This is a genomic window from Candidatus Darwinibacter acetoxidans (assembly GCF_041936445.1).
In the GTDB taxonomy this organism is placed as follows: Bacteria; Bacillota; Limnochordia; order Darwinibacteriales; family Darwinibacteriaceae; genus DTU010.
The window spans coordinates 1-18,642 of sequence record NZ_JBHGXH010000160.1; the positions used below are offsets into that span (position 1 = coordinate 1).

At 57.9% G+C, this 18,642-nt stretch carries 15 protein-coding genes and 2 pseudogenes; 5 read left to right on the plus strand and 12 right to left on the minus strand.

What is annotated here, in order from left to right:
- The 3 genes and pseudogenes from ACE4YL_RS06030 to ACE4YL_RS06040 form a co-directional block, all read right to left on the minus strand.
- Positions 1 to 396: pseudogene (locus tag ACE4YL_RS06030) on the minus strand (ABC transporter substrate-binding protein); the annotation flags it as partial.
- 203 nt (positions 397 to 599) lie between these two features.
- Entirely contained in the window at positions 600 to 818 is a 219-nt protein-coding gene (locus tag ACE4YL_RS06035) for a DUF1540 domain-containing protein (protein WP_461360438.1), read from the minus strand.
- Between the two features lie 431 nt (positions 819 to 1,249).
- Positions 1,250 to 2,404, minus strand: a complete 1,155-nt coding sequence (locus tag ACE4YL_RS06040; RefSeq protein WP_461360445.1) for an alkaline phosphatase — start codon at positions 2,402 to 2,404, stop codon at positions 1,250 to 1,252.
- 215 nt (positions 2,405 to 2,619) lie between these two features.
- Between ACE4YL_RS06040 and ACE4YL_RS06045 the strand changes: the two are divergent.
- From ACE4YL_RS06045 to ACE4YL_RS06055, 3 genes and pseudogenes are all read left to right on the plus strand, one after another.
- A pseudogene (locus ACE4YL_RS06045) lies at positions 2,620 to 3,297 on the plus strand (M15 family metallopeptidase); the annotation flags it as partial.
- A 45-nt stretch (positions 3,298 to 3,342) separates the two neighbouring features.
- On the plus strand, positions 3,343 to 3,798 hold the full coding sequence (locus tag ACE4YL_RS06050) for a nucleoside deaminase (protein WP_461360444.1): 456 nt from the start codon (positions 3,343 to 3,345) through the stop codon (positions 3,796 to 3,798).
- Between the two features lie 11 nt (positions 3,799 to 3,809).
- On the plus strand, positions 3,810 to 4,922 hold the full coding sequence (locus ACE4YL_RS06055; RefSeq protein WP_461360437.1) for an acyltransferase family protein: 1,113 nt from the start codon (positions 3,810 to 3,812) through the stop codon (positions 4,920 to 4,922).
- Here the strand turns inward: ACE4YL_RS06055 and ACE4YL_RS06060 are convergent.
- A complete protein-coding gene (locus tag ACE4YL_RS06060; protein ID WP_461360436.1) occupies positions 4,919 to 5,584 on the minus strand; it encodes a metal-dependent hydrolase in 666 nt (221 codons plus the stop codon). The two genes, ACE4YL_RS06055 and ACE4YL_RS06060, sit on opposite strands and share 4 nt — an antisense overlap.
- Positions 5,585 to 5,783: 199 nt before the next feature.
- Between ACE4YL_RS06060 and ACE4YL_RS06065 the strand changes: the two genes are divergently transcribed.
- Positions 5,784 to 7,118 (plus strand): TldD/PmbA family protein, encoded by a 1,335-nt coding sequence (locus tag ACE4YL_RS06065; protein ID WP_461369373.1) that lies wholly within the window; start codon positions 5,784 to 5,786, stop codon positions 7,116 to 7,118.
- A gap of 13 nt (positions 7,119 to 7,131) precedes the next feature.
- The gene (locus tag ACE4YL_RS06070; RefSeq protein WP_461360434.1) at positions 7,132 to 8,373 is read left to right on the plus strand and encodes a metallopeptidase TldD-related protein; all 1,242 of its coding nucleotides are present in this window, start codon (positions 7,132 to 7,134) and stop codon (positions 8,371 to 8,373) included.
- A gap of 63 nt (positions 8,374 to 8,436) precedes the next feature.
- Here ACE4YL_RS06070 and ACE4YL_RS06075 read toward each other — a convergent pair whose 3' ends face one another.
- The 8 genes from ACE4YL_RS06075 to ACE4YL_RS06110 form a co-directional block, all read right to left on the minus strand.
- Complete coding sequence (locus ACE4YL_RS06075) at positions 8,437 to 9,381, minus strand: helix-turn-helix domain-containing protein (protein WP_461360433.1); 945 nt, start codon at positions 9,379 to 9,381, stop codon at positions 8,437 to 8,439.
- Between the two features lie 114 nt (positions 9,382 to 9,495).
- A complete protein-coding gene (locus ACE4YL_RS06080; protein WP_461360432.1) occupies positions 9,496 to 11,568 on the minus strand; it encodes a beta-glucosidase family protein in 2,073 nt (690 codons plus the stop codon).
- 50 nt (positions 11,569 to 11,618) lie between these two features.
- Positions 11,619 to 12,554, minus strand: a complete 936-nt coding sequence (locus ACE4YL_RS06085) for an ABC transporter permease (RefSeq protein ID WP_461360431.1) — start codon at positions 12,552 to 12,554, stop codon at positions 11,619 to 11,621.
- Positions 12,554 to 14,077 (minus strand): sugar ABC transporter ATP-binding protein, encoded by a 1,524-nt coding sequence (locus tag ACE4YL_RS06090; RefSeq protein ID WP_461360430.1) that lies wholly within the window; start codon positions 14,075 to 14,077, stop codon positions 12,554 to 12,556. Before ACE4YL_RS06090 ends, ACE4YL_RS06085 begins: the two co-directional genes overlap by 1 nt.
- Positions 14,074 to 15,063, minus strand: a complete 990-nt coding sequence (locus ACE4YL_RS06095) for an ABC transporter permease (protein WP_461360429.1) — start codon at positions 15,061 to 15,063, stop codon at positions 14,074 to 14,076. The genes ACE4YL_RS06090 and ACE4YL_RS06095 overlap by 4 nt, the downstream gene beginning before the upstream one ends.
- Positions 15,064 to 15,132: 69 nt before the next feature.
- Positions 15,133 to 16,254 (minus strand): sugar ABC transporter substrate-binding protein, encoded by a 1,122-nt coding sequence (locus ACE4YL_RS06100; RefSeq protein WP_461360428.1) that lies wholly within the window; start codon positions 16,252 to 16,254, stop codon positions 15,133 to 15,135.
- A gap of 616 nt (positions 16,255 to 16,870) precedes the next feature.
- On the minus strand, positions 16,871 to 17,593 hold the full coding sequence (locus ACE4YL_RS06105; RefSeq protein ID WP_461359525.1) for an amino acid ABC transporter ATP-binding protein: 723 nt from the start codon (positions 17,591 to 17,593) through the stop codon (positions 16,871 to 16,873).
- A gap of 140 nt (positions 17,594 to 17,733) precedes the next feature.
- Complete coding sequence (locus tag ACE4YL_RS06110; RefSeq protein ID WP_461360443.1) at positions 17,734 to 18,639, minus strand: ABC transporter ATP-binding protein; 906 nt, start codon at positions 18,637 to 18,639, stop codon at positions 17,734 to 17,736.
- Positions 18,640 to 18,642 lie beyond the last annotated feature (3 nt).

Sequence of the window (18,642 nt, forward strand, 5' to 3'; positions counted from 1 at the left end):
GCCATCCATGGTTACGGGGTCAAAGGTGCCGGGCAGGTAGTTGGCCACAAGTTCCTCGGCGCTGGCATAGCCCGCGGCTTCATAGTTGACCGGTGCCACCCGGCCGTGGATCATATAGCCGTATTCCTGCTCAATGGGCAGATTGAAGATATCCGGAGCGTTCTGTGCCGAAAAGGCGGTGAGAACCAGATCGCCCATCTTGGCCGCCTCATTGACCACCCGCTTGATGGTCACGTTGGGATACAGCTTCTGGAACTCTTCGATATAGCGGTTTTCAATCATAGTACGGTTATCATCGGTATGTGTCCAGTAAGTAAGCTCAATGGTTTGGGCGTTCGCTAAGCCTGCAAACACCAAAGACAGCGCAAGTATTAACAGCACTAAACCTTTTCTCAAGAGAATTCCCCTTTCCTAAGAACTTTGCGAAACACAGCTTGCTGTTGTTCGTCCCGCCGATTCCCCCCTTTTCCGCCGAGTGTGTCCAGAAATTGCCAGGACACCACTAAGACCATCCTAGTACTTCTCCGCGGACCAGTTGATTCCTTCCTTTACATTTCCTTTCAATCCATGGTCAATTCTGGAAACAAATGAGACACCTATTAAGGTGTCCCCCGTTCCCGAAAGGTTTTGCAGCAGGTGGCTTCGCAGGAACCCACGGCTGTTTCCCCGTACTGCTGCACAATGCTCTGGGTATCTTCGTAGTCGTAGCTCTCCGGCAGCTTGGCCCCGAGCTCATCACTGGTGATGAGAATGCTCTGGGCGGCGCAGTAGTTGTCATCCCACCACTGGCAGTTTTTCACAGTGCAGTGGACTTCCATAGACAACCTCCTTCGGGTTGATTTCACTTCTATGGTTCCAAGTTGCCGGCTTCTTATACCCCAGCCAGACCTCTGCTGACCGCGAAAAAGGTGCAGCCTTGCGGCTGCACCCTGTGCAAAGGACGCCTAATCCCAGATTAATTAGAATGGTTGGTGCGAACAGTGGTGCCGTCTTGCCTGGAATCTGCTGCCATCGAGGATACCTTTGTAGCGCAAGTGAGCTGGAAAGCGTGCTGCTGATAACGATCATAGCCTTGGACCCAAGTAGTGCGCTCATGCGGACTAGGCTTTCCTTTGACCCGCAAACAGACAGCACCCCCTGGGGCTGCTGCCTGTACCTCTCTTCCACACTGCGCCTATCCACTCCTGCTTGGTTTGGAAACTTTAGCTTTATTTAAAGGACCCTTAGCATTCCCAACATCCCGCTTATCCTATTCCTCTACCTTGAGGGCAGGAAAACCACTTAGGCCCAGAAGCTCGGCCATGTGCACCGGGATATCTGTGATCTGCAGCGTGCCGCTGAAGCGCTCCGCACCTGGGCCAAAGGCATAGATCGGCACCATGCTGGCGGTATGGCCGGAGGTCGCCCAGCCGTAGGTCACCCCTTCGCCGGATGGATGTCCGCCGGTGATGGCCAAGCCCCCCGTTTCATGGTCCGCGGTTACCACCACCAAGGTACCAGGATTGGCCCGGGCAAACTCTAAGGCCAGCCCCACCACCTGATCAAACATGAGCAGCTCCCCCACCATCTCTTCCACGCTGTGGGTGTGCGCAGCCCGGTCGATGCGGGCCCCTTCGATCATGAGGAAAAAGCCCTGCGGATTGCTGCTCACCACCTCCAGGGCCCGCTGGGCCATTTCCAAAAGGGAGGGCTCGGTGGGCAGGCGGGTGAGCTCAAAGCTCATATCTCCCCCGATAAACAGGCCGATGAGCTTCATCCCCGGGGTGATCTCCAAGTCGAGAAGGGCGGCGCGGTCAGCCACAAAGGTGTAGCCCTCTGCCAAGGCCTCCTTGATCAAGGCATTGCCTTTGGGCTGTTTGGTGAAGGGGTTAATGCCAAAAGCATCTGCTCCACCCCCCAAAAGCACGTCGGGCTGGGCCTGCAGGATGGCCCTGGCGATATCCCGTTCGAAGGCCCGGTGGTCGGCGTTCACCAGGAAGGCAGCGGGGGTGGCGTCGGTCACCTTCACGGTGGTCACCAGCCCGATGCTCAGCCCCTGTTCTTTGGCTTTGAGCATGATGCTCTCCGCCGGCGTGCCATCGGGCAGGGTACCCAGCTTGCCGGTGTCGGTGCGAAAGCCTGTGGCCAGCGCGGTGGCCGCAGCCGCGGAATCGGTGACCAGATTGTTATTGGCAAAGTTCAGGGAAAAACCGGTGTAAGGCATGGTATCCAGATTCAGCACTGAACGGGCCCCATCTGCCAGGCTGAGCCGGGCCGCACTGATCTGGTTGATGCCCATACCGTCGCCGATGAGTAAAATCACGTTCTTAACTGGGGCCTGGGCCCAGGCGCTGACCGCAAATAAGAACATCAGGCTCAGCGCTGCAGCCCAAGATAGCCAGCGGGATTTGCCCATGCCTTTCATACCCAATCACTTCCCTTCCCCAAGTCTTCTTCTGTGAACTTAGACGGCGGCAGGAAAAAACCTTCCCCGCCCTGCCAGGGCAAACGCGGGAGGTAACCTTAAAGGTAACGTTTTATGAAAAAAATGAGCAGGAAAAGACTGGTTTCGCTGCGAAGATCGGACCGAACCGACGCTGGCCGCAACAGGACAGCAAACTAGATAGCGAGGTGGAGAAGATGAAAAGTAAACTGCGCACGCTCCTGATTGTTCTGCTGATTGCCCTGGTGGCAGCACCCGTATTGGCCTTCGAGCTTCCAGAAGGGTTTGTGTACGTCAAAGATGTCATCCCCACGGCGCGGCTGGATATCCGCTACTACACAGGATACAACTTCGTGGGCACCCGCATCAACGGTTACAATGCACCGGTGGCCATCCTCACCAGGGAAGCCGCGGAAGCCCTGAAGAAAGCCGCGGACATCCTGGACGAGCAGGGCTACTACATCAAGATCTTCGACGCCTACCGGCCGGTGCGCGCGGTGGAGCACTTTGTGCTCTGGGCCCAGGATCTGGAAGACCAGAAAATGAAAGCAGAGTTCTATCCCGACGTAGATAAAGCGCTCCTCTTTGACCTAGGCTATATCGCCCTCAGATCCGGCCACAGCAGGGGCAGCGTGGTGGACCTCACCCTGGTGTACAAAGATACCTTAGATGAGGTGGACATGGGAAGCTCCTTTGACTTCTTCGGTCCCATCTCCCACCACGGCACGGACCTGATCACTCCAGAGCAGGAAGCCAACCGCAACATCCTGCGGGATGCCATGGTGGCCGCCGGCTTTGAACCCTATCCCGAGGAATGGTGGCATTACCGCCTCATCGACGAACCCTATACCGACCAGTATTTCGATTTCCCCGTTGATGCGCCGGACTACGCGACCTGGCGGGGAGTCTTAGATGAAGCCATGGAGCAGGCCATTGCCCGGGCCCGCCAAACCATGAACGAAAACATCGGTGGACCCTTCGGCGCCGCCATCTTCGACCAAGAGGGCAACATCATCGTGGTGGCTTCCAACAGCGTCCTCAGGGACCATGACCCCACCGCCCATGCGGAAGTGAATGCCATTCGGGAAGCGGGCCGCCTCTTGGGCACCCACGATCTCTCCGGCTACATCCTCTATGCCACGGGCTATCCCTGCCCCATGTGCCTGGGGGCCACCATCTGGGCCAATATCACCCATGTGATCTATGGGGCCCGGCCGGAAGATGCTGAAGCCATTGGTTTCCGGGACGATTTCATCTACCGCTTCATTGAAGGCGGGCGCATCGACAGCTCCATCCTCCTGATCGAGGAATACGGGCGGGAAGAGTGCGTGCAGCTGTTTGAGGAATACGCGCAGAAGCAAAAACAACTTTACTAGGGGGTACCGCCATGGAGCATACGGGCTTGTTTGCAGACAGCCCGGTTAACCGCGGCAGGCAGGTGGAGCTGGATCTGGTCAAGGGCCTGGCCATCTTGTTTATGCTCCTGGTCCACTGCTTTGAGTCTTTTACCTCTCTACCGTGGGAACCGACTTGGCCCAACCGCTTGATCTTTTTCCTGGGTGGCCCACCGGGGGCCCCGGTGTTCATGTTTGCCCTGGGTGTGGGCCTGGCCTACACCCGCAAAAACACGCCTGGAGATCTGGCCCGGCGGGGCCTGCGCATCCTGCTTTTAGGCTTCGCCGTGGCTTTCTTCCGGGATTTCCTCAGTATGTATGTGCTGTACTTAAGAACCGGTGACCCCGCCGACCTGGCGGTGGGCATTGAAGAAGCTTTAGGCGTGGATATCCTGCCCTTTGCGGGGCTGGCCTTCCTCTTTTTCGCGGCGGCCAGTAAGCTCAAGTTCCAGAGCGTCCATTACGCCGCGGCGGCCCTGCTCGGCGCCGCGGCCAACCTGCTGCTCGCGGGGAGAGTTCTCTCTTCCCCTGCCTTGAATGTGATCGCGGGATTGATTTGGGGAACCAGCGAGTATTCCTGGTTCCCCTTTCTCACCTGGATACCGTATCCCATCGTGGGCTATCTCTTCGGGCAGCTCTTGGTGCGCTGCCGGGACAAGGCGCGCCTTTATCGCCTGTGCCTGGAAATCTCCCTGCCAGCTGCCTTCGCCGGCTGGCTGCTCTTCCGGCACTACGGCATTCCCATCGGCTGGGAGAACTACGACTACTACTCATACGTCTATTTCCACCACAATCTCCTGGGCAACCTGTTGTTCATCACCTTCGTTGTGGCCTGGATCAGCCTGTTCTTCTTCCTGGCCCCCCGGCTGCCGGGGTTTGTCGTTGCAACCCTCTCCCGCTGGAGCAGGAACATCACGGAGATGTACGTGATCCACTGGATGATCGTGGCCTGGTCCATGATCTTCCTGCTGCCGCCCCGTTCGCCTGCCTGGATTCTCACCTATTTCCTCATCCTCATCCCGGTAACAGACTGGGCAGCAGTGACTTACAAGGCCCTCAAGGGCAAGCTCTTTCCCCGGGCGCCGGCGGGCCGAGCCGCGGCCTAAAGTTCGAAGCTCTTCCCGGGCTCCAGCACCACCACGCGGCTGAGATCCTGGGCTTCCACAGCTTTTTTGAATTTCAGCGGGTCCTGTTTGATCGCGGGGAAGGTATTGAAGTGCATGGGGATGACCACCTGCGGGCGGATCATCTCCACTGCCTTCACCGCATCGGCAGGACCCATGGTGTAATAATCGCCGATGGGCAAGAGGGCCACATCCAACCCTTCATCCTTGAGGAACTGCATTTCCGCGAACAAACCGGTGTCCCCGGCATGGTAGACCTTCCTGCCGTCCATTTCCACCACAAAACCGCAGGCCAGCCCTCCCGTGACTCCGCTGCCGTGCTGGGCCGAGACCAGCTTGATGCTGCCGAAGGTTGTGGGCAGCTTCCCGCCAATATTACCCGCGAGGACCTCCAGCCCCTCAGGCTCAAAAAGCTCCCGGGCCACTTCCACCGTGGTGCAGATCACCGCCCCAGTCCGCTTGGCGATCTCCACCGCATCCCCCACATGGTCGTGGTGGCCGTGGCTGACCAGAATGAAATCTGCCTCCACTTCCCCTGCCTGTTTGCTGGCGAGGGGGTTTCCAGTCAAGAAGGGGTCGATCAAGATTTTCGTCTGGGCATCTTCCAGCAGGAAACTGGCATGACCCAAAAACTCAATCCTCATGAGCATCTTCCTTTCCTTATGGATTCTCAAAAGCAGCCGGCCTCAGCCTGTTCTTTGATCAGGCTTATACTTCGCCAAACGGCCCTTGGAACCTTTTTTGCCAGTCTGGCCCGGGTAAGCCCCGTTAAGGAAGGAAATCCGCGACGGTTGCCAGAAAACTACAGGCAGAGGGATTGCCAACCTAAAAAGGAGGTCTAGAATGCTTAGTTTTCCCCGTGACTTGTATGTAGATGTGCGCGTGGAAGAAGCAGTGGACACGGAAATTCGCTTCAAACAGCGTACGCTCCAGAGCCAGAAGGTGCGCCAAACCAAGGGGGCGCTGATCAGGGTGTTCGACGGTCAGCGCTGGTATTACAGCTCCACCACCGACGTGGACAATCTCCAGGCCCAGATTGACAGCCTGGCCCAGATGGCGGCGCCCAATCCCCGGATCCTCGATCACCCCCTGGTGCAGGCCTTTGAGGTGCACCGGGAGACGCTCCTCAGGTACAACCAGAACGCCGTTACCGACGTTCCCCTCCAGGACAAGCAGGCGCTTTTGGAAGGAATCCTGGAGGAAGTCACTGACCCGGCTGTGGTGAACCACACCTCCGCTTACGTGGACAACCGCACCGTCAAATCGTTTTACTCCTCTTTAGGAGCAGCGGTTACCTTTGACCGGCAGATCTGCGGTATCCGCCTCTCCTTGGACATCGCCTTTGGGGACAAGCGGGACCAAACAGTCATATCTAAAGCGGCCGACACCTTCGATGAACTGAGGGGCCTTAGGGAGTTCTTCCTGGAGGAAATGGCCAAGGACATTGCCTATGTGCGGGATGCCGAGCCGGTGGTACCCGGAGAATACCAGGTGCTGCTGAGCCCCGAGGCCACAGGCGTCTTCACCCACGAGAGCTTCGGGCATAAGAGCGAGGCCGATTTCATGCTCGGGGATGAAACGGTGAAGGCCGAATGGGCCCTGGGCAAGCGGGTTGGCCGGGATCTGCTCACCATCATCGATGACAGCACCGAGCTGGGCAGCGGCTACACACCCTTCGACGATGAAGGCACCCGGGGCCGGAAGACGGAGATCATCTCCGGGGGAATCCTCAGGGGCCGCCTGCACAGCACGCTCACCGCGCTGGCCCTGGGGGAAGAGCCCACCGGCAATGCCCGGGCGGTGAACTTCGAGTTTGAGCCCATCGTGCGCATGACCACAACCTACATCGCCAAGGGGGACCGGCCCCTGCAGGAGATCATCGCCGAGATGGAGCGGGGCATCTTCGTGGACACCGTCAAGCACGGTTCAGGCATGTCCACCTTCACCATTGCCCCCAGCCGGGCCTACCTCATCGAGCAGGGCAAAATCACCAGGCCTGTGAAAATCTCCGTGATCACGGGCAATGTGTTCACCACCCTGCAGGAAGTGGATGCGGTGAGCCAGGAGTTCAGGCTGGCCAGTTTCGTGGGGGGAGGCTGCGGTAAGATGGAGCAGTGGCCCCTGCCCGTGGGCTTTGGCGGACCGTACACTCGAGTGAGAAAGCTGCAGGTTCAGTAAAGGGGGCAGAGCTGTGAAACAGGAATTCATCACCATCAGGAACAAGGAAACCACAGCCCGCATCCAGGCCAGCCAGGTGGCGGCGGTGCGGATCAAGGATATCACCAAACAGGGCGTGCGGGTTTACCGGGACGGCAAGATCGGGATTGCCGGCGCGGTGGGAGATGCCCCTAAGGAGGAGCTCCTGCAGGGCGCGGTGGAAAACCTCAAGGCGGGTATTCCCTACCCCTATGAGCTCACGGGAAATCTCCAAGATCGGCGCGACTGCAACCCAGAACCCATGGGTTCCCAGGAGCTGTTGGAGCAGGCGGAGGCCATCCTCCAGGTGCTGGAGAAGGACTATTCCGACTTCATTTTCAGCGAATCCATCACCGCCCAGGAAGTCACCGTGCAGATGCAAAACAGCGAAGGGCTTGATCTGGAGTACAAAGATGCCTACTTCGCCCTCAGCCTCATGCTCAAAGAAAAGACCAGCGCCAATCTGGCAGATGGAGCGCTGATCTGCCACACCCGCAGCTTCGACCCTGAGAGGTTCTGGAGCTTCAACCGCTCTTTCCTGGAGGCCTACCGCAACAAGGTGGAGCTGCCGGAGGGCGATGTACTGCCCGTGTTCACGGTGGATATCGGTGTGATCTTGGACTTTCTAGGCAGGCACCTGCACGGTGAGCGCTTCGCCAAGGGCGGCTCCCTGTTCAGCGGCAAGCTGGGCCAGCGGCTCTTTGCGGAAAAGATCACCCTGGAGCTCAACCGGGATCCCCTGGAGATGGCCAGCCCCTTCTTCGATGCGGAGGGGGTAGTACTGCCAGGTGATCGCCTGGCCCTGATCGAAAACGGCAGGCTGGCCAGGGTGCTCACGGACAAGAAAACGGCGCAAAGCTTCGGCCTGGAGCATACCGGGGCGGCCCTGGGAGAATACGACGATCCTCCCACCATTGACGGGTCCCAAGCGCGCCACCTCTTCTTTAGGCCCGACAGCCAAAACGTCGCTGCGGCCCTGCAGGGGCGTCCCGCGATCTTCGCCCTGATCTGCTCCGGGGGAGACTTCACCGCGGACGGCAGCTTCGCCACACCTGTGCAGATCAGCTTCCTCTTCGACGGCGAGCGCCTTGTGGGCAAACTCCCGGAGTTTGCCATGCGCTCCAATCTGTTCAAGATGCTCGGGGAAGACTACATCGGCACCTTCGCCGACAGCCCCCTCTATTTCGGGGAAATCACCTGGCCGCTCCAGGGCTATTACATGACCATCGTCCGTTAACTCTCGTCCAGCCCCCGCTGCAAAAAACCGCTGAGCTCCGGCCCAGCGGTTTTCTTTGCAGGTCTAGTGCACCCACAGGGGCGCTTCTTTCAAAAGCCGGTACACCGCCCCTACATCGTGGGTGATGTAGCCTTGGATCCGGCCATCGGAGGCGGAAGCAGCGGCCCCCTCTTTGCGGTACTCATTGGGCGTTTTGCCCACTTGGTTCTTAAAAGCGCGGTAAAAAGATGTATCATTGGTGTAGCCGCAGGCTTGGGCAATGGCCGAGATGGATTGATCCGTCTGCCGGAGCAGCTTCTTCGCTTCCTTAATCCGCACATGATGGATGTAGTCATTGATGGAACAGCCCAAAACACTCTTCCCGAAACGGTATAAAGTACTGCGGCTCATCCCCAGCGTCCGGCAGATGTCCTCCATGGAGATGTCTTCAGTGTAGTTCTCGTGCACATAGCTGCTCAGGCGATCGAGGATATATGTATCGCTGTCTGCTGTGTCGACCGCGCCCAGAAAGCGCTCATCGTAGATGGTATGGGCAAAAAGATCCGCCAGCAAACGGAAAAACTCCGGGTGCATGCGGAATTGGTACCCCTTGCGCTTTTCATAGGCATACAGCCAGATCTTGGCCACGGGCGCGATGAGCCGTTCAGGGGGTATCCCCAGCCTCAGATCGGGATCAGCGGTGTTCAAGTAGAAATTGTAGATCCTGGAATCCTGGTTGCGGTCAAGCCTAAACACATTGGGACTGAACTGGAGGAAAAGGCAGATGTTGGGACGGGGACAAGAGGCGAAGGAGTGAATCTCCCGGCTGTTGATGAGCATGATGTGCCCCTTGGCCAAGGTATAGGCCACACCCTTGTGCCTGACCCGCACTTCCCCCTTAATCGGGGTCACCAGCTCGTAAGCCTCATGCCAGTGGGGGCAGGAACTCTCAATTGAGGCGGTAAAGCACTTAAACCCGATGGAAAACGGGTACTCAATCTCTTCGTAGAGACTGAAGGACTCTGCCACTGGCGGTTCACCTCCCTCTTCAGAGTCTCAGCCGCCTTTTCGGTGGGGGAAACGGGAGCAGGGCTCCCGTTTCCTCTCCTTAAGCTATTCTCCTCGTCCGCTCCCACCACCTGCCTAGGCAATGGTCACTTTCCCCTTGAGCAGGTCTTTGTCCGCACTGCTGGTGCCGATGTAGACCTCGTAGTCCATCTTTTCCAGCACCCAGTCGTTGATCTCCTCGTTGTAGTAGCGCAGCTTCTCGTAGGGGCAGGAAATGGTGACGGACTTGCTTTCGCCGGGTTCCAGCTCCACGCGGGCAAAGCCCCGCAGCACCTTCTTGGGCCTGTGCACCTGGGAGTTGCTGAAGCCCACATACATCTGGACCACTTCAGTTCCGGCCCGGCCGCCGGTGTTGGTTACGGTACACTCCGCGATCACGTTTTGGCCATCGGTGCTGAACTTGGCATCCTTAACCTCGAAGGTGGTGTAGGAGAGGCCAAAGCCGTAGGGCAGCAGGGGCTCGATGCCTTCCTTTTCCAGCTTGGTGTAACCGTGGTAGTAGTCGTAGAACTGCTCGGTGGTGTCCCATTCCACCTGGGGCAGGTGCTCTTCTTTGTAGGGAACCACGTAGGGCAGCTTACCGCTGGGGTTGACCTCGCCGAAGATGATGCTGGCCAGGGCCCGGCCGCCCTCCATGCCAGGATAGTAGGCCATGAGGATGCCGCTCACATCATCCTTCCACTCGGTCATCATGATCATGTTGCCGCCAATCATGACCACAACGGAGTTCTTGTTCACCGGTCCCACAGCCTTGATCAAGTCGATCTCGTGCTGGTGGAGTCCTAAGGACTTCACCCGATCGCCGCCGATGCCGCCGGTATAGGATTCCATCTGTTCTTCGGTGACGTATTCTCCCTCGTCATCGTGGTCATAGCCCACCACAAAGACCACGGCATCCGCTTCCTTAGCCAGCTTGCGGGCATGGTCGTGATCCTCTCCGCTGTAGTAGACCACTTCCACACTCTCGGGCACAGCTTCGGTAATGCCCTGCAGCGCGGTCACCACATACTTGGGGAACACCCGGCTGGAGCCGTGGTCGCCGATGACGCCCTTATCCGCCAGCTCGCCCAAGACCACCAGTTTTTTCAGGTTGTTTTTGTCCAAGGGCAGTACGTTTTCTTTGTTCTGCAGGAGGGTGATACCCTTTTCGGCAACCTCCCGGGCCAGGGCGATGTGCTCATCGCAGCCCACCAGGCTCATGTCATACTCCCTACCATCCGCCTCGGTAAAGGCCAGCAGAGTGCGGACAATGCGCACGGCAGCCTCATCGATCTTCTCTTCCGGTACCAGACCATCCCGCACCGCCTTCACCAGCTTCTCGCCGAAGTGGATGGTGCAGCACATCTCAATGTCCATGCCGCCATTGGCAGCCTCCACCGTATCCCGGATGCCCCAGATGAAGTCGCTGATCACAAAACCGTCAAAGTCCCATTCCCCCTTCAAGACCTGGTTCAGCAGGTAGTCGTGGTGGCCGCAGTGCACGCCCTTGTAGAGGTTGTAGGCGCTCATGACGCTGGCTGCCCCTGCGTCGATGCAGTCCTTAAAGTGGGGTAGGTAGACTTCCCGCTCGGTGCGCTTGTCGCATTCCACATTCACCTTGAAGCGGGAGATTTCCATGGAGTTGAAGGCATAGTGCTTCACACAGGCAATCACGTTCTCGGACTGCACTCCCCGCACCAAGGCGGAGCCCATCTGGCCCAAGTGGAAGGAGTCTTCGCCGTAGGTCTCCTGGCTGCGGCCCCACCCGGGGTTGTAGGGCAGGTTGATGCACACTCCTCCGAAGAGGTTGCCGCCCCAGGCCCTGATTTCCTTACCGATGGCCCGGCCCACCCGCTCCTCCAGCTCCACGTCGAAGGTTGCCCCCCTGAGCATGGTCACGGGGAAGCAGGTGCTCTGGCCCACACCGCAGACAACTCCCCTGGGGCCGTCGCAGAACTTCATGGCGGGGATGCCCTTTTCCTCAATGCCCCCCGCTGGATAGGGGATGTAGTTGTAGTGCTTGTTGGGATCCTCGGTCATATCCTTGATCATCTGCTCAAGCTGCACTTGGCCGCTCATCAAGGAAACCTTTTCTTCCAGGGTGAGCCCCTTAACTATTTCTTTAGCCCTTTCCGTGTAGCGGAGTCTGTACTCCTTCGTGCACTTCATAACCCTCTTTCTCCCTTCCTTTATAATTTTGGTATTGTTTCCCTAACCCATCAAGCGGTGGCTGCTCTCCTGCCCGTGGTGAAGCGGGCAGTCAAGAAGACCAGCCCAATCAGCATCAAGCCCTTGAGGCCTTCCGCCAGGGCGGCACTTACCCCGTACAAAGTGAGCCCGTTGACCAAAACCCCGATGGTCAGGGCACCAACGAAGAGGCGGTAGATCCTGGTGGGCATGCCGCCTGTGACGGGGACACCGCCGGTAAAGATGGCCAGCATTACTTCCAGTTCAAAGAAGTTGCCCATGGACACATCCACCCCGCCCACGCGGCTGAGGGTGAAAACCCCGGCGATACCGGCCATAACACCGCATAGGACGTAGGCGATGATCTTGATCCTTTCCACCGGCACCCCGCTGTTGCGGGCCTTGATCTCGTTTTCGCCGATGGCCTTGGAGTAGTACCCTATCTTGGTGTACTCAAAGAGGTAGCCGAAGATCAGCGTTAACAGAACCAGAACGGGGAACATGTTCTCGAAGTTGTACAGGTCAAAGAGCTTAAAGGGAACGTAGATGGGGCCTCCCCGGGTAAACACCGGCAAGAGTCCCCGGTAGGCAATGGAAAACGCCAGGGTACATGTGACCGAAGGAACCTTGAGCTTGCTGATGATCAGTCCGTTGAGCAGACCCAAGAGTGCCCCCAGGATGATGCTTGAGGGAAAGATAAGCCACAAACCGTACTTGTTCACCAAAATGGCGCTGATGGCGGCAGTGAGGGCCAGCACCGCACCTTGCGAGAGGTCGATACTGCCTTGGGCGATCACAAAGATCAGGCCCAGGCCGCCGAACATGTACAGCACCGTCTGGTTCAAGATGGAACGCAGGTTGTACGGCCGCCAGAACTTATCCCCGGTGAGGATGGTAAAGAGGAGAATCAGGCAGACCAGACCGGCAAACGGTATGATATGCTCCGCAGAGAGCTTCCTTGTTTTCATTAGATCATCACCTGCACTATGCGATGTTCGCTGAACCCTTCGGCGCGTTCGAAGATCTTGGCAACTTCGCCGTTTTTCATGATCAAAATGCGATCGGAGCAGCCGATGAGCTCCGGCAGTTCGTCGGAAATCAGGATGATTCCGATGCCCTGACCTTTGACCTCGGCAATCAATTTGTAGATGTTGGCGGTGATCCCCACGTCCACTCCCCGTGTGGGTGAGTCCAAAATGAGGATCTTGTTGGGGCGCGAGAGCCAACTGGCTAGGCTCACCTTCTGGCGGTTGCCGCCGGAAAGCTCAGCTACAGCCTGCCTAATCCCGCTGGCCTTGATCTCAAAGGCCTGCAGCTGCTCCTGGGCAAAGGCCTTCCTTTTCCGGGGGCTGATGAAACCCAGCCGCCCCGTGAAGGAATCAATGGAAGGCAGGCAGAGGTTGTCTTCTATCGTGGCCCGGACCATAAGAGCTTCAATATCCCGGTCCTTGGGCACGTAGGCAACTCCCCGATCGATGGCCTTGCGCAGGCTGTCCAAACGTTCCCCCGTCTCGGCCAAGATGACCTGTCCCTGGTCGGGCTTGGTCAGTCCGAAGAGAACCTTGCCCAGCTCGTGGATGCCCGAGTCACTCAAGCCGCCTAGGCCCAGCACTTCGCCGCGGCGGAGCTCAAAGGACACGTTGTGCAAAGCACCCTCCACACTCACTCCATCGACAATCAGCACCGGCTCGGCCTGATCCGTTTCCGCGGGGGTGTAGAAGTACGTTTCTTTGATCTCCCGCCCCACCATGAGGCGCTTGAGATCATCTTCCGTCGCCCCCTCCGCGGCCAGGGTGGCCACCTTCTCCCCGTCTTTGAGCACCGTGATGCGATCGCACAGGGAGAGAACTTCCCCCAGGTTGTGGGAGATGAATAGAATCAGCTTGCCCTGGGCCTTCAGCTTAGCCAGCAGCTGGTAGAGCACGGTGCGGTTGTTGTGGGAAAAGGCCGCGGTGATCTCATCCAGGATGAGGATATCGGGATCAACATGGAGAGCCCTCACCAATTCCACCAGCTTCTTTTCTTCCACCGTGAGGGTTTTGGCCAGCGCATCCAGGGGAACCGGCTCGATGCCCCAGGCGGCGAAGGCCTCCGCGGCAGCCTCCCGCATTTTCCGGAGGTTGATCACGCCGCGGTTTGCGAAGCGGTCGGTTTTTCCCAGGAAGATGTTTTCCGTGACCGTCAAGCCGTCCACCAGGCCCAGTTCCTGCACCACCATGCTGATGCCCTGGGCATTGGCGTGGGCAGGGCTGACAGGATCGTAGGGCTGGTTATCCTTGAACATCCTCCCTTGATCCCTGGTGTGAATGCCGGCCACCATGGACATCAGGGTGGATTTCCCGGAACCATTCTCCCCGATCAAACCGTGGATTTCACCGGCCCAGAATTCCATGGAAACATCCACAACGGCGCGGGTGGGTCCAAAACTTTTGGAGAGGCCTTCCACCTTTAAGGCGACTGTCTGATTGGCTTTTTTCTTTGCATCGGTCATTTTACGACACCCTCCTCGCCCCGCATGGACACAACGGTCACTGCAATTACTAGCGCACCAAGTACCACTTCCTGCCATGTCCCGGAAGGAACGCCCAGCAGAGTCAAGGCGTTAAACAGGGCGGACAGGGAAATGGTGCCCAGGACGACACCGATCACCACGTTGAAGATGGCGCCCATGGAAGTGGCGATGAGCACGGCGGTCAGGGGTTGGAAAATGGTGCTCACCGTGGTCAGCCCTGTGCGCGGCAGCAGCTGTCCCACGTAGCTTTGGTTGATCGCGGAGCCTAAGCCGATGAACACGCCGCAGACCAGCATGCCTAAGAACTTGGCCCGGTCAGGATTGATGCCCATTTCCTTGGTAACCCGCAGGTCACTGCCTACTGCCCGCACGTTCAGCCCAATGCTGGTGCGGCAGAAGAGGATATAAGCAGCTATGAGGCCAGGTATCAGCATCAGCACGTTCACGGGCAGCTGCCCCAGACCCCGCAGCTGAGAGCCTAGACTGACCACCATCCCGCCGCTGCGCACCGCGGCGTTGGAATAGAAGGCGCCGATGGACTCGTAGATCATGGCCATGCCCAACCCGGCCACCCAGGGCGGAATTTTGGTCTTCAGGAACACGAGGCCGTTGAGGGCCTGCAGAGCCACGCCCGCGGCAAGGCCCCCCAGGATCAACCCGGCGTAGCCAAACTTCAGGCCGAGGATTCCCGCGAAGTTTGAGGCCAGAACCACGATGGCGCCGATGGAAAGATCGATCATGCCGCTGGTGAAGGAGAAAATCAGACCCCAGGTAATGAAGGTGGGGATAACAGCGTGGGAAACGATGATGCCCAGGTTTCTCCTGGTGAGAAACCTAGAGCCAGTGGCGAAATGGATGATGACAAAGATCAGGAGCAGCCCGGCTAAAACCAGAATCTGCTGCATTCTTCTGGTGCGCAGATGCTGGAGCATGGGAACCCCCACTGTTTGTGCTTTCCTATCCATGAACTTCAACCCCTTTGTAAAAGGGGGCTGCCAAAGGCGCAGAGCGTGTTTGGCAGCCCAGCTGTGGTGCTAGAAGCCGTACCGTTCTAGATCTGCTTCGGTGATTATGCCTGCTTCAAATTTGTCCCTGATCCGCTGTTCAACAGAGTAATTGGCCAGTAAGGTTTCGAACAGTTCTGCAGATGCTTCTGGGTTAAACTTCACGCTCAGGTTCCTGATCTCGTCGGGAGTGAAGGGCATGTTGTCCAGCCACTGCTCCTCGTAGGCCTTGTACTGGCCGGCCTCCAGCACGATGATGGGTACATGGAATACCGGTGCCTGCCCGTTGGCATCCTTGAGCGGATTGCCTTCCAGGAAGTTGTGGAGCAGAGCCACTGCCAGGCCGGAGTTGATCCAGTGTGCTCCGTTGGCGGCAGTGATCTTGCCCTCCTGCAGACCTTCCAGGATGGGGGGATCAAGGTCGGTGACGTAGTACTGGATATCCTGGTCCCCATACTTTTGGAGTACTTCCATGGTGGCCACTGCCGGCTCACCGGAAGTGGTGTAGACAACCTCAACATCGGGGTAAGCCACCAGCAGGTCTTCGCTCTTCTTCAAAGCCTCGGCCCGGCCGCCTGTGGCCGCCCAAGCGATATCCAAAACCTTGCCGCCCGCGGCCTCAAAGGCATCGGTAAAGCCCTTCACCCGGGCTTCGTGGGTGGTGTCGCCCCGGTTGCCGGTGACCAAAACTGCGGTTTTTGCCCCCGTGGCAGCGGCAAACTCCCCGATGGGATAGCCGGCGTCGTAGTCATCTTCTCCCACGGCACCGACGAAATAGGGGTTGTTGCGCAGATGGGCCAGGGTCTCCGGTGTGGGCAGGTGGTCATACAGTACGAAAGGTACCCGAGCATCGGCGCACATCTTGCCCACAATGGCAAAGGTGGCGTCGGAAAGGCCAAAGTAGATGATTCCATCCACTCCCGAAGCGATCAAGTTCTCCACGTTGGCGATGGACTTCTCGATGGTACCCTCGTCGTTCACCACCATCAGCTCAGCGCCCAGGGCTTCAGCCGCGTAGACCGCGAAGTTTTCCAAGATATCCAGGCAGTAGACGCCGGACAGGGCATTGTTAAACCCGATCTTGTAGTCCGCGGCCAGTGCGCTGGCGCTGAGCAAGAAAACCAACAACAAACAAATGGACAGCCTTTTCATGCTTCTCTCTCCTTTCTTTTGTTGTCTGTCCTGTTACTCGCCTTCCTTCGTTCCCTTATCTAAACGATCACTAGGCATGGCCCCGGGTTTCCACGCCCCAGTATCGGTATGGTTTTCACAAGGAAACCACAGCTGGTTGTAACGAGGCGTAAGGTGATTGTAAAGGCGAAAAAGACCTGTTCATGCCCTAAATTCCATGGCTTCCATCTTTATGGTACCTTACAGCTAGGCAACATTGTTTTCAATTTGTGTCATTTTGCCTTGCGGATTGTTTCAAACTTTACACCCAGCCTTTACTTCTTACGAAATTCGCACAAAGGCAGGGTTTGCAATGAAAAAGCCAAGCCCTTCCGGCACTTGGCCGGTGGGCTTGGCAACTCCCACTTGCTCAGAAGCATAGTCGGCGCGAGCGAAGGCAGTAGGAAAACAAGCCTGACTGCCGAATAAGCGAAAAAAGAGGGATTGGTCAATCGGGCCCAGACCTGCTGGGAAGCCGAAAGCCAACCCCTCATTCATTGACTATTAGGATATGCATTTGCACCAATAGTATACACACGTCCCCAGTTAATGTCAAAGCCATGATTGTGGGAATCAGCATCGAACGGCTAAAGATGTACTAGAGAATCTGCGCCAGGAAGCGCTTGGTGCGCTCGTTCTCCGGTGCGGTGAAGAACTGCTCCGGCGGGGCTTCTTCCACGATCTTCCCCTCGTCGAAGAAGATCACCCGGTCCGCCACCTCCCGGGCAAAGCCCATTTCATGGGTGACCACGATCATGGTCATACCCCCTTGGGCCAGCCCCTTCATGACATCCAAAACCTCGGCGATCATCTCCGGGTCCAGGGCTGAGGTGGGCTCGTCAAAGAGCATCACATCGGGCTGCATGGCCAAGGCCCGGGCAATGGCCACCCGCTGCTTTTGACCTCCGGAGGTGGCCGCGGGGTACTTATCCGCCTGGTCCCGGATGCCCACCTTAGCTAGAAGATCCAGGGCCAGCTCTGCGGCCTCTTCTTTGGGCATCTTTTTCACCTTGATGGGGGCCAAGGTGACGTTCTCCAGCACAGTCATATGGGGGAAGAGGTTGAAATCCTGGAAGACCATGCCCACCTTCTTGGCGATTTCCGTGGACTTGGTCTTGGGATCATGAACCGGCAGCCCGCCCACATAGATTTCTCCCCCGTCGATCTTTTCCAAACCGTTGAGGCAGCGGATCAAAGTGCTCTTCCCGGAGCCGCTGGGCCCGCAGATCACCACAACCTCCTTCTCCCGAACCTGGAGGCTCACGCCCCGCAGAATCTCCAATGTGCCAAAGGATTTATACACATCCCGCACATCAACGATCACTCTGGTCAGTTCCCCTTGCTTCATCATCCTGCTCCTCTGATTGATTAGCTCTTTCCGCTCATCCTATTATAGCTCTTTTCACCGCCCCCGCGCCAGCAAAAAAGCAGGCGGGCCCTTCTGCCCGCCTTGTGCTGGGGTTAGTCCAAGCTCATGAGCACCGCATGGTTGGGGCTGACCTGCACTAGCCCCCTCCCCCGGTTGGCGCTGTAGAATTCTTCGATCTCCCTGCTCACCTGCTCAGGGATAAATCTCTCCTTGGGATCCCAGCGCCGCCCAATATCCGGTACCGAGCGGAAGAGCATGCGGGTGTAGGGATGCACGGGGTTGTGGTATACCTCGTGGGTCGCGCCCTGCTCCACCAAACGGCCCCGGTGCATGATCATGGTGTAATCGCTGATGTAATAGCCCAGGGCCAGATCGTGGGTGATAAACAACACAGACATGCCTGTGGACCGGCAGATGTCCACCAGGAGGTTGAGGATGCCCATGCGGGTGGAAGCGTCCAGCATACTGATGAGTTCATCGGCCACCAAGATCTCCACATCCAGCAAGAGCGCCCGGGCTATGAGCAGCCTCTGCAGCTGGCCGCCGCTGAGCTGATGGGGGAAATGGGCCAGGGTCCTCTCGGGATGGAGGTGCACCTTGAGCAGGGCCTCCCTGGTGCGGGCTTGGCGCTCCGCCGCGGGCAGCTCCGGGAAGAACACATCGTAAATCTGGTCAAAGACCCTGTCCACCCTGAAGAGGGGATTGAAGGAGGAGAAGGGATCCTGGAAAATCCCCTGCACCCGGCGGTAGTACTCACAGCGCTCCGCCTTCCCCCGGATGGTGGCGATGTCCCGGCCGTGGAAGTAGATTTTCCCCGCGGTGGGGCGGAGCAGCTTCAAAATCATGCGGCCCATGGTGGTCTTGCCGCTTCCGCTCTCGCCGATCAAAGATAGCACGGTGCCGGGATACATCTTGAAGGAAACGTCCTGGACCGCGGTGGTGTAGCTGCGGAAGAACACTCCGCTTGAGAAGATCTTGGTGACCTGCTCCACGGACATGAT

What these genes read in the sequence shown, in the direction of transcription:
- ACE4YL_RS06035 (WP_461360438.1), bottom strand. Translation starts at nt 818, where the DNA reads ATGGAAGTCCACTGCACTGTGAAAAACTGCCAGTGGTGGGATGACAAC.
- ACE4YL_RS06040 (WP_461360445.1), bottom strand. Translation starts at nt 2,404, where the DNA reads ATGAAAGGCATGGGCAAATCCCGCTGGCTATCTTGGGCTGCAGCGCTG.
- ACE4YL_RS06050 (WP_461360444.1), top strand. Translation starts at nt 3,343, where the DNA reads ATGGAGCAGGCCATTGCCCGGGCCCGCCAAACCATGAACGAAAACATC.
- ACE4YL_RS06055 (WP_461360437.1), top strand. Translation starts at nt 3,810, where the DNA reads ATGGAGCATACGGGCTTGTTTGCAGACAGCCCGGTTAACCGCGGCAGG.
- ACE4YL_RS06060 (WP_461360436.1), bottom strand. Translation starts at nt 5,584, where the DNA reads ATGAGGATTGAGTTTTTGGGTCATGCCAGTTTCCTGCTGGAAGATGCC.
- ACE4YL_RS06065 (WP_461369373.1), top strand. Translation starts at nt 5,784, where the DNA reads ATGCTTAGTTTTCCCCGTGACTTGTATGTAGATGTGCGCGTGGAAGAA.
- ACE4YL_RS06080 (WP_461360432.1), bottom strand. Translation starts at nt 11,568, where the DNA reads ATGAAGTGCACGAAGGAGTACAGACTCCGCTACACGGAAAGGGCTAAA.
- ACE4YL_RS06085 (WP_461360431.1), bottom strand. Translation starts at nt 12,554, where the DNA reads ATGAAAACAAGGAAGCTCTCTGCGGAGCATATCATACCGTTTGCCGGT.
- ACE4YL_RS06090 (WP_461360430.1), bottom strand. Translation starts at nt 14,077, where the DNA reads ATGACCGATGCAAAGAAAAAAGCCAATCAGACAGTCGCCTTAAAGGTG.
- ACE4YL_RS06095 (WP_461360429.1), bottom strand. Translation starts at nt 15,063, where the DNA reads ATGGATAGGAAAGCACAAACAGTGGGGGTTCCCATGCTCCAGCATCTG.
- ACE4YL_RS06100 (WP_461360428.1), bottom strand. Translation starts at nt 16,254, where the DNA reads ATGAAAAGGCTGTCCATTTGTTTGTTGTTGGTTTTCTTGCTCAGCGCC.
- ACE4YL_RS06110 (WP_461360443.1), bottom strand. Translation starts at nt 18,639, where the DNA reads ATGTCCGTGGAGCAGGTCACCAAGATCTTCTCAAGCGGAGTGTTCTTC.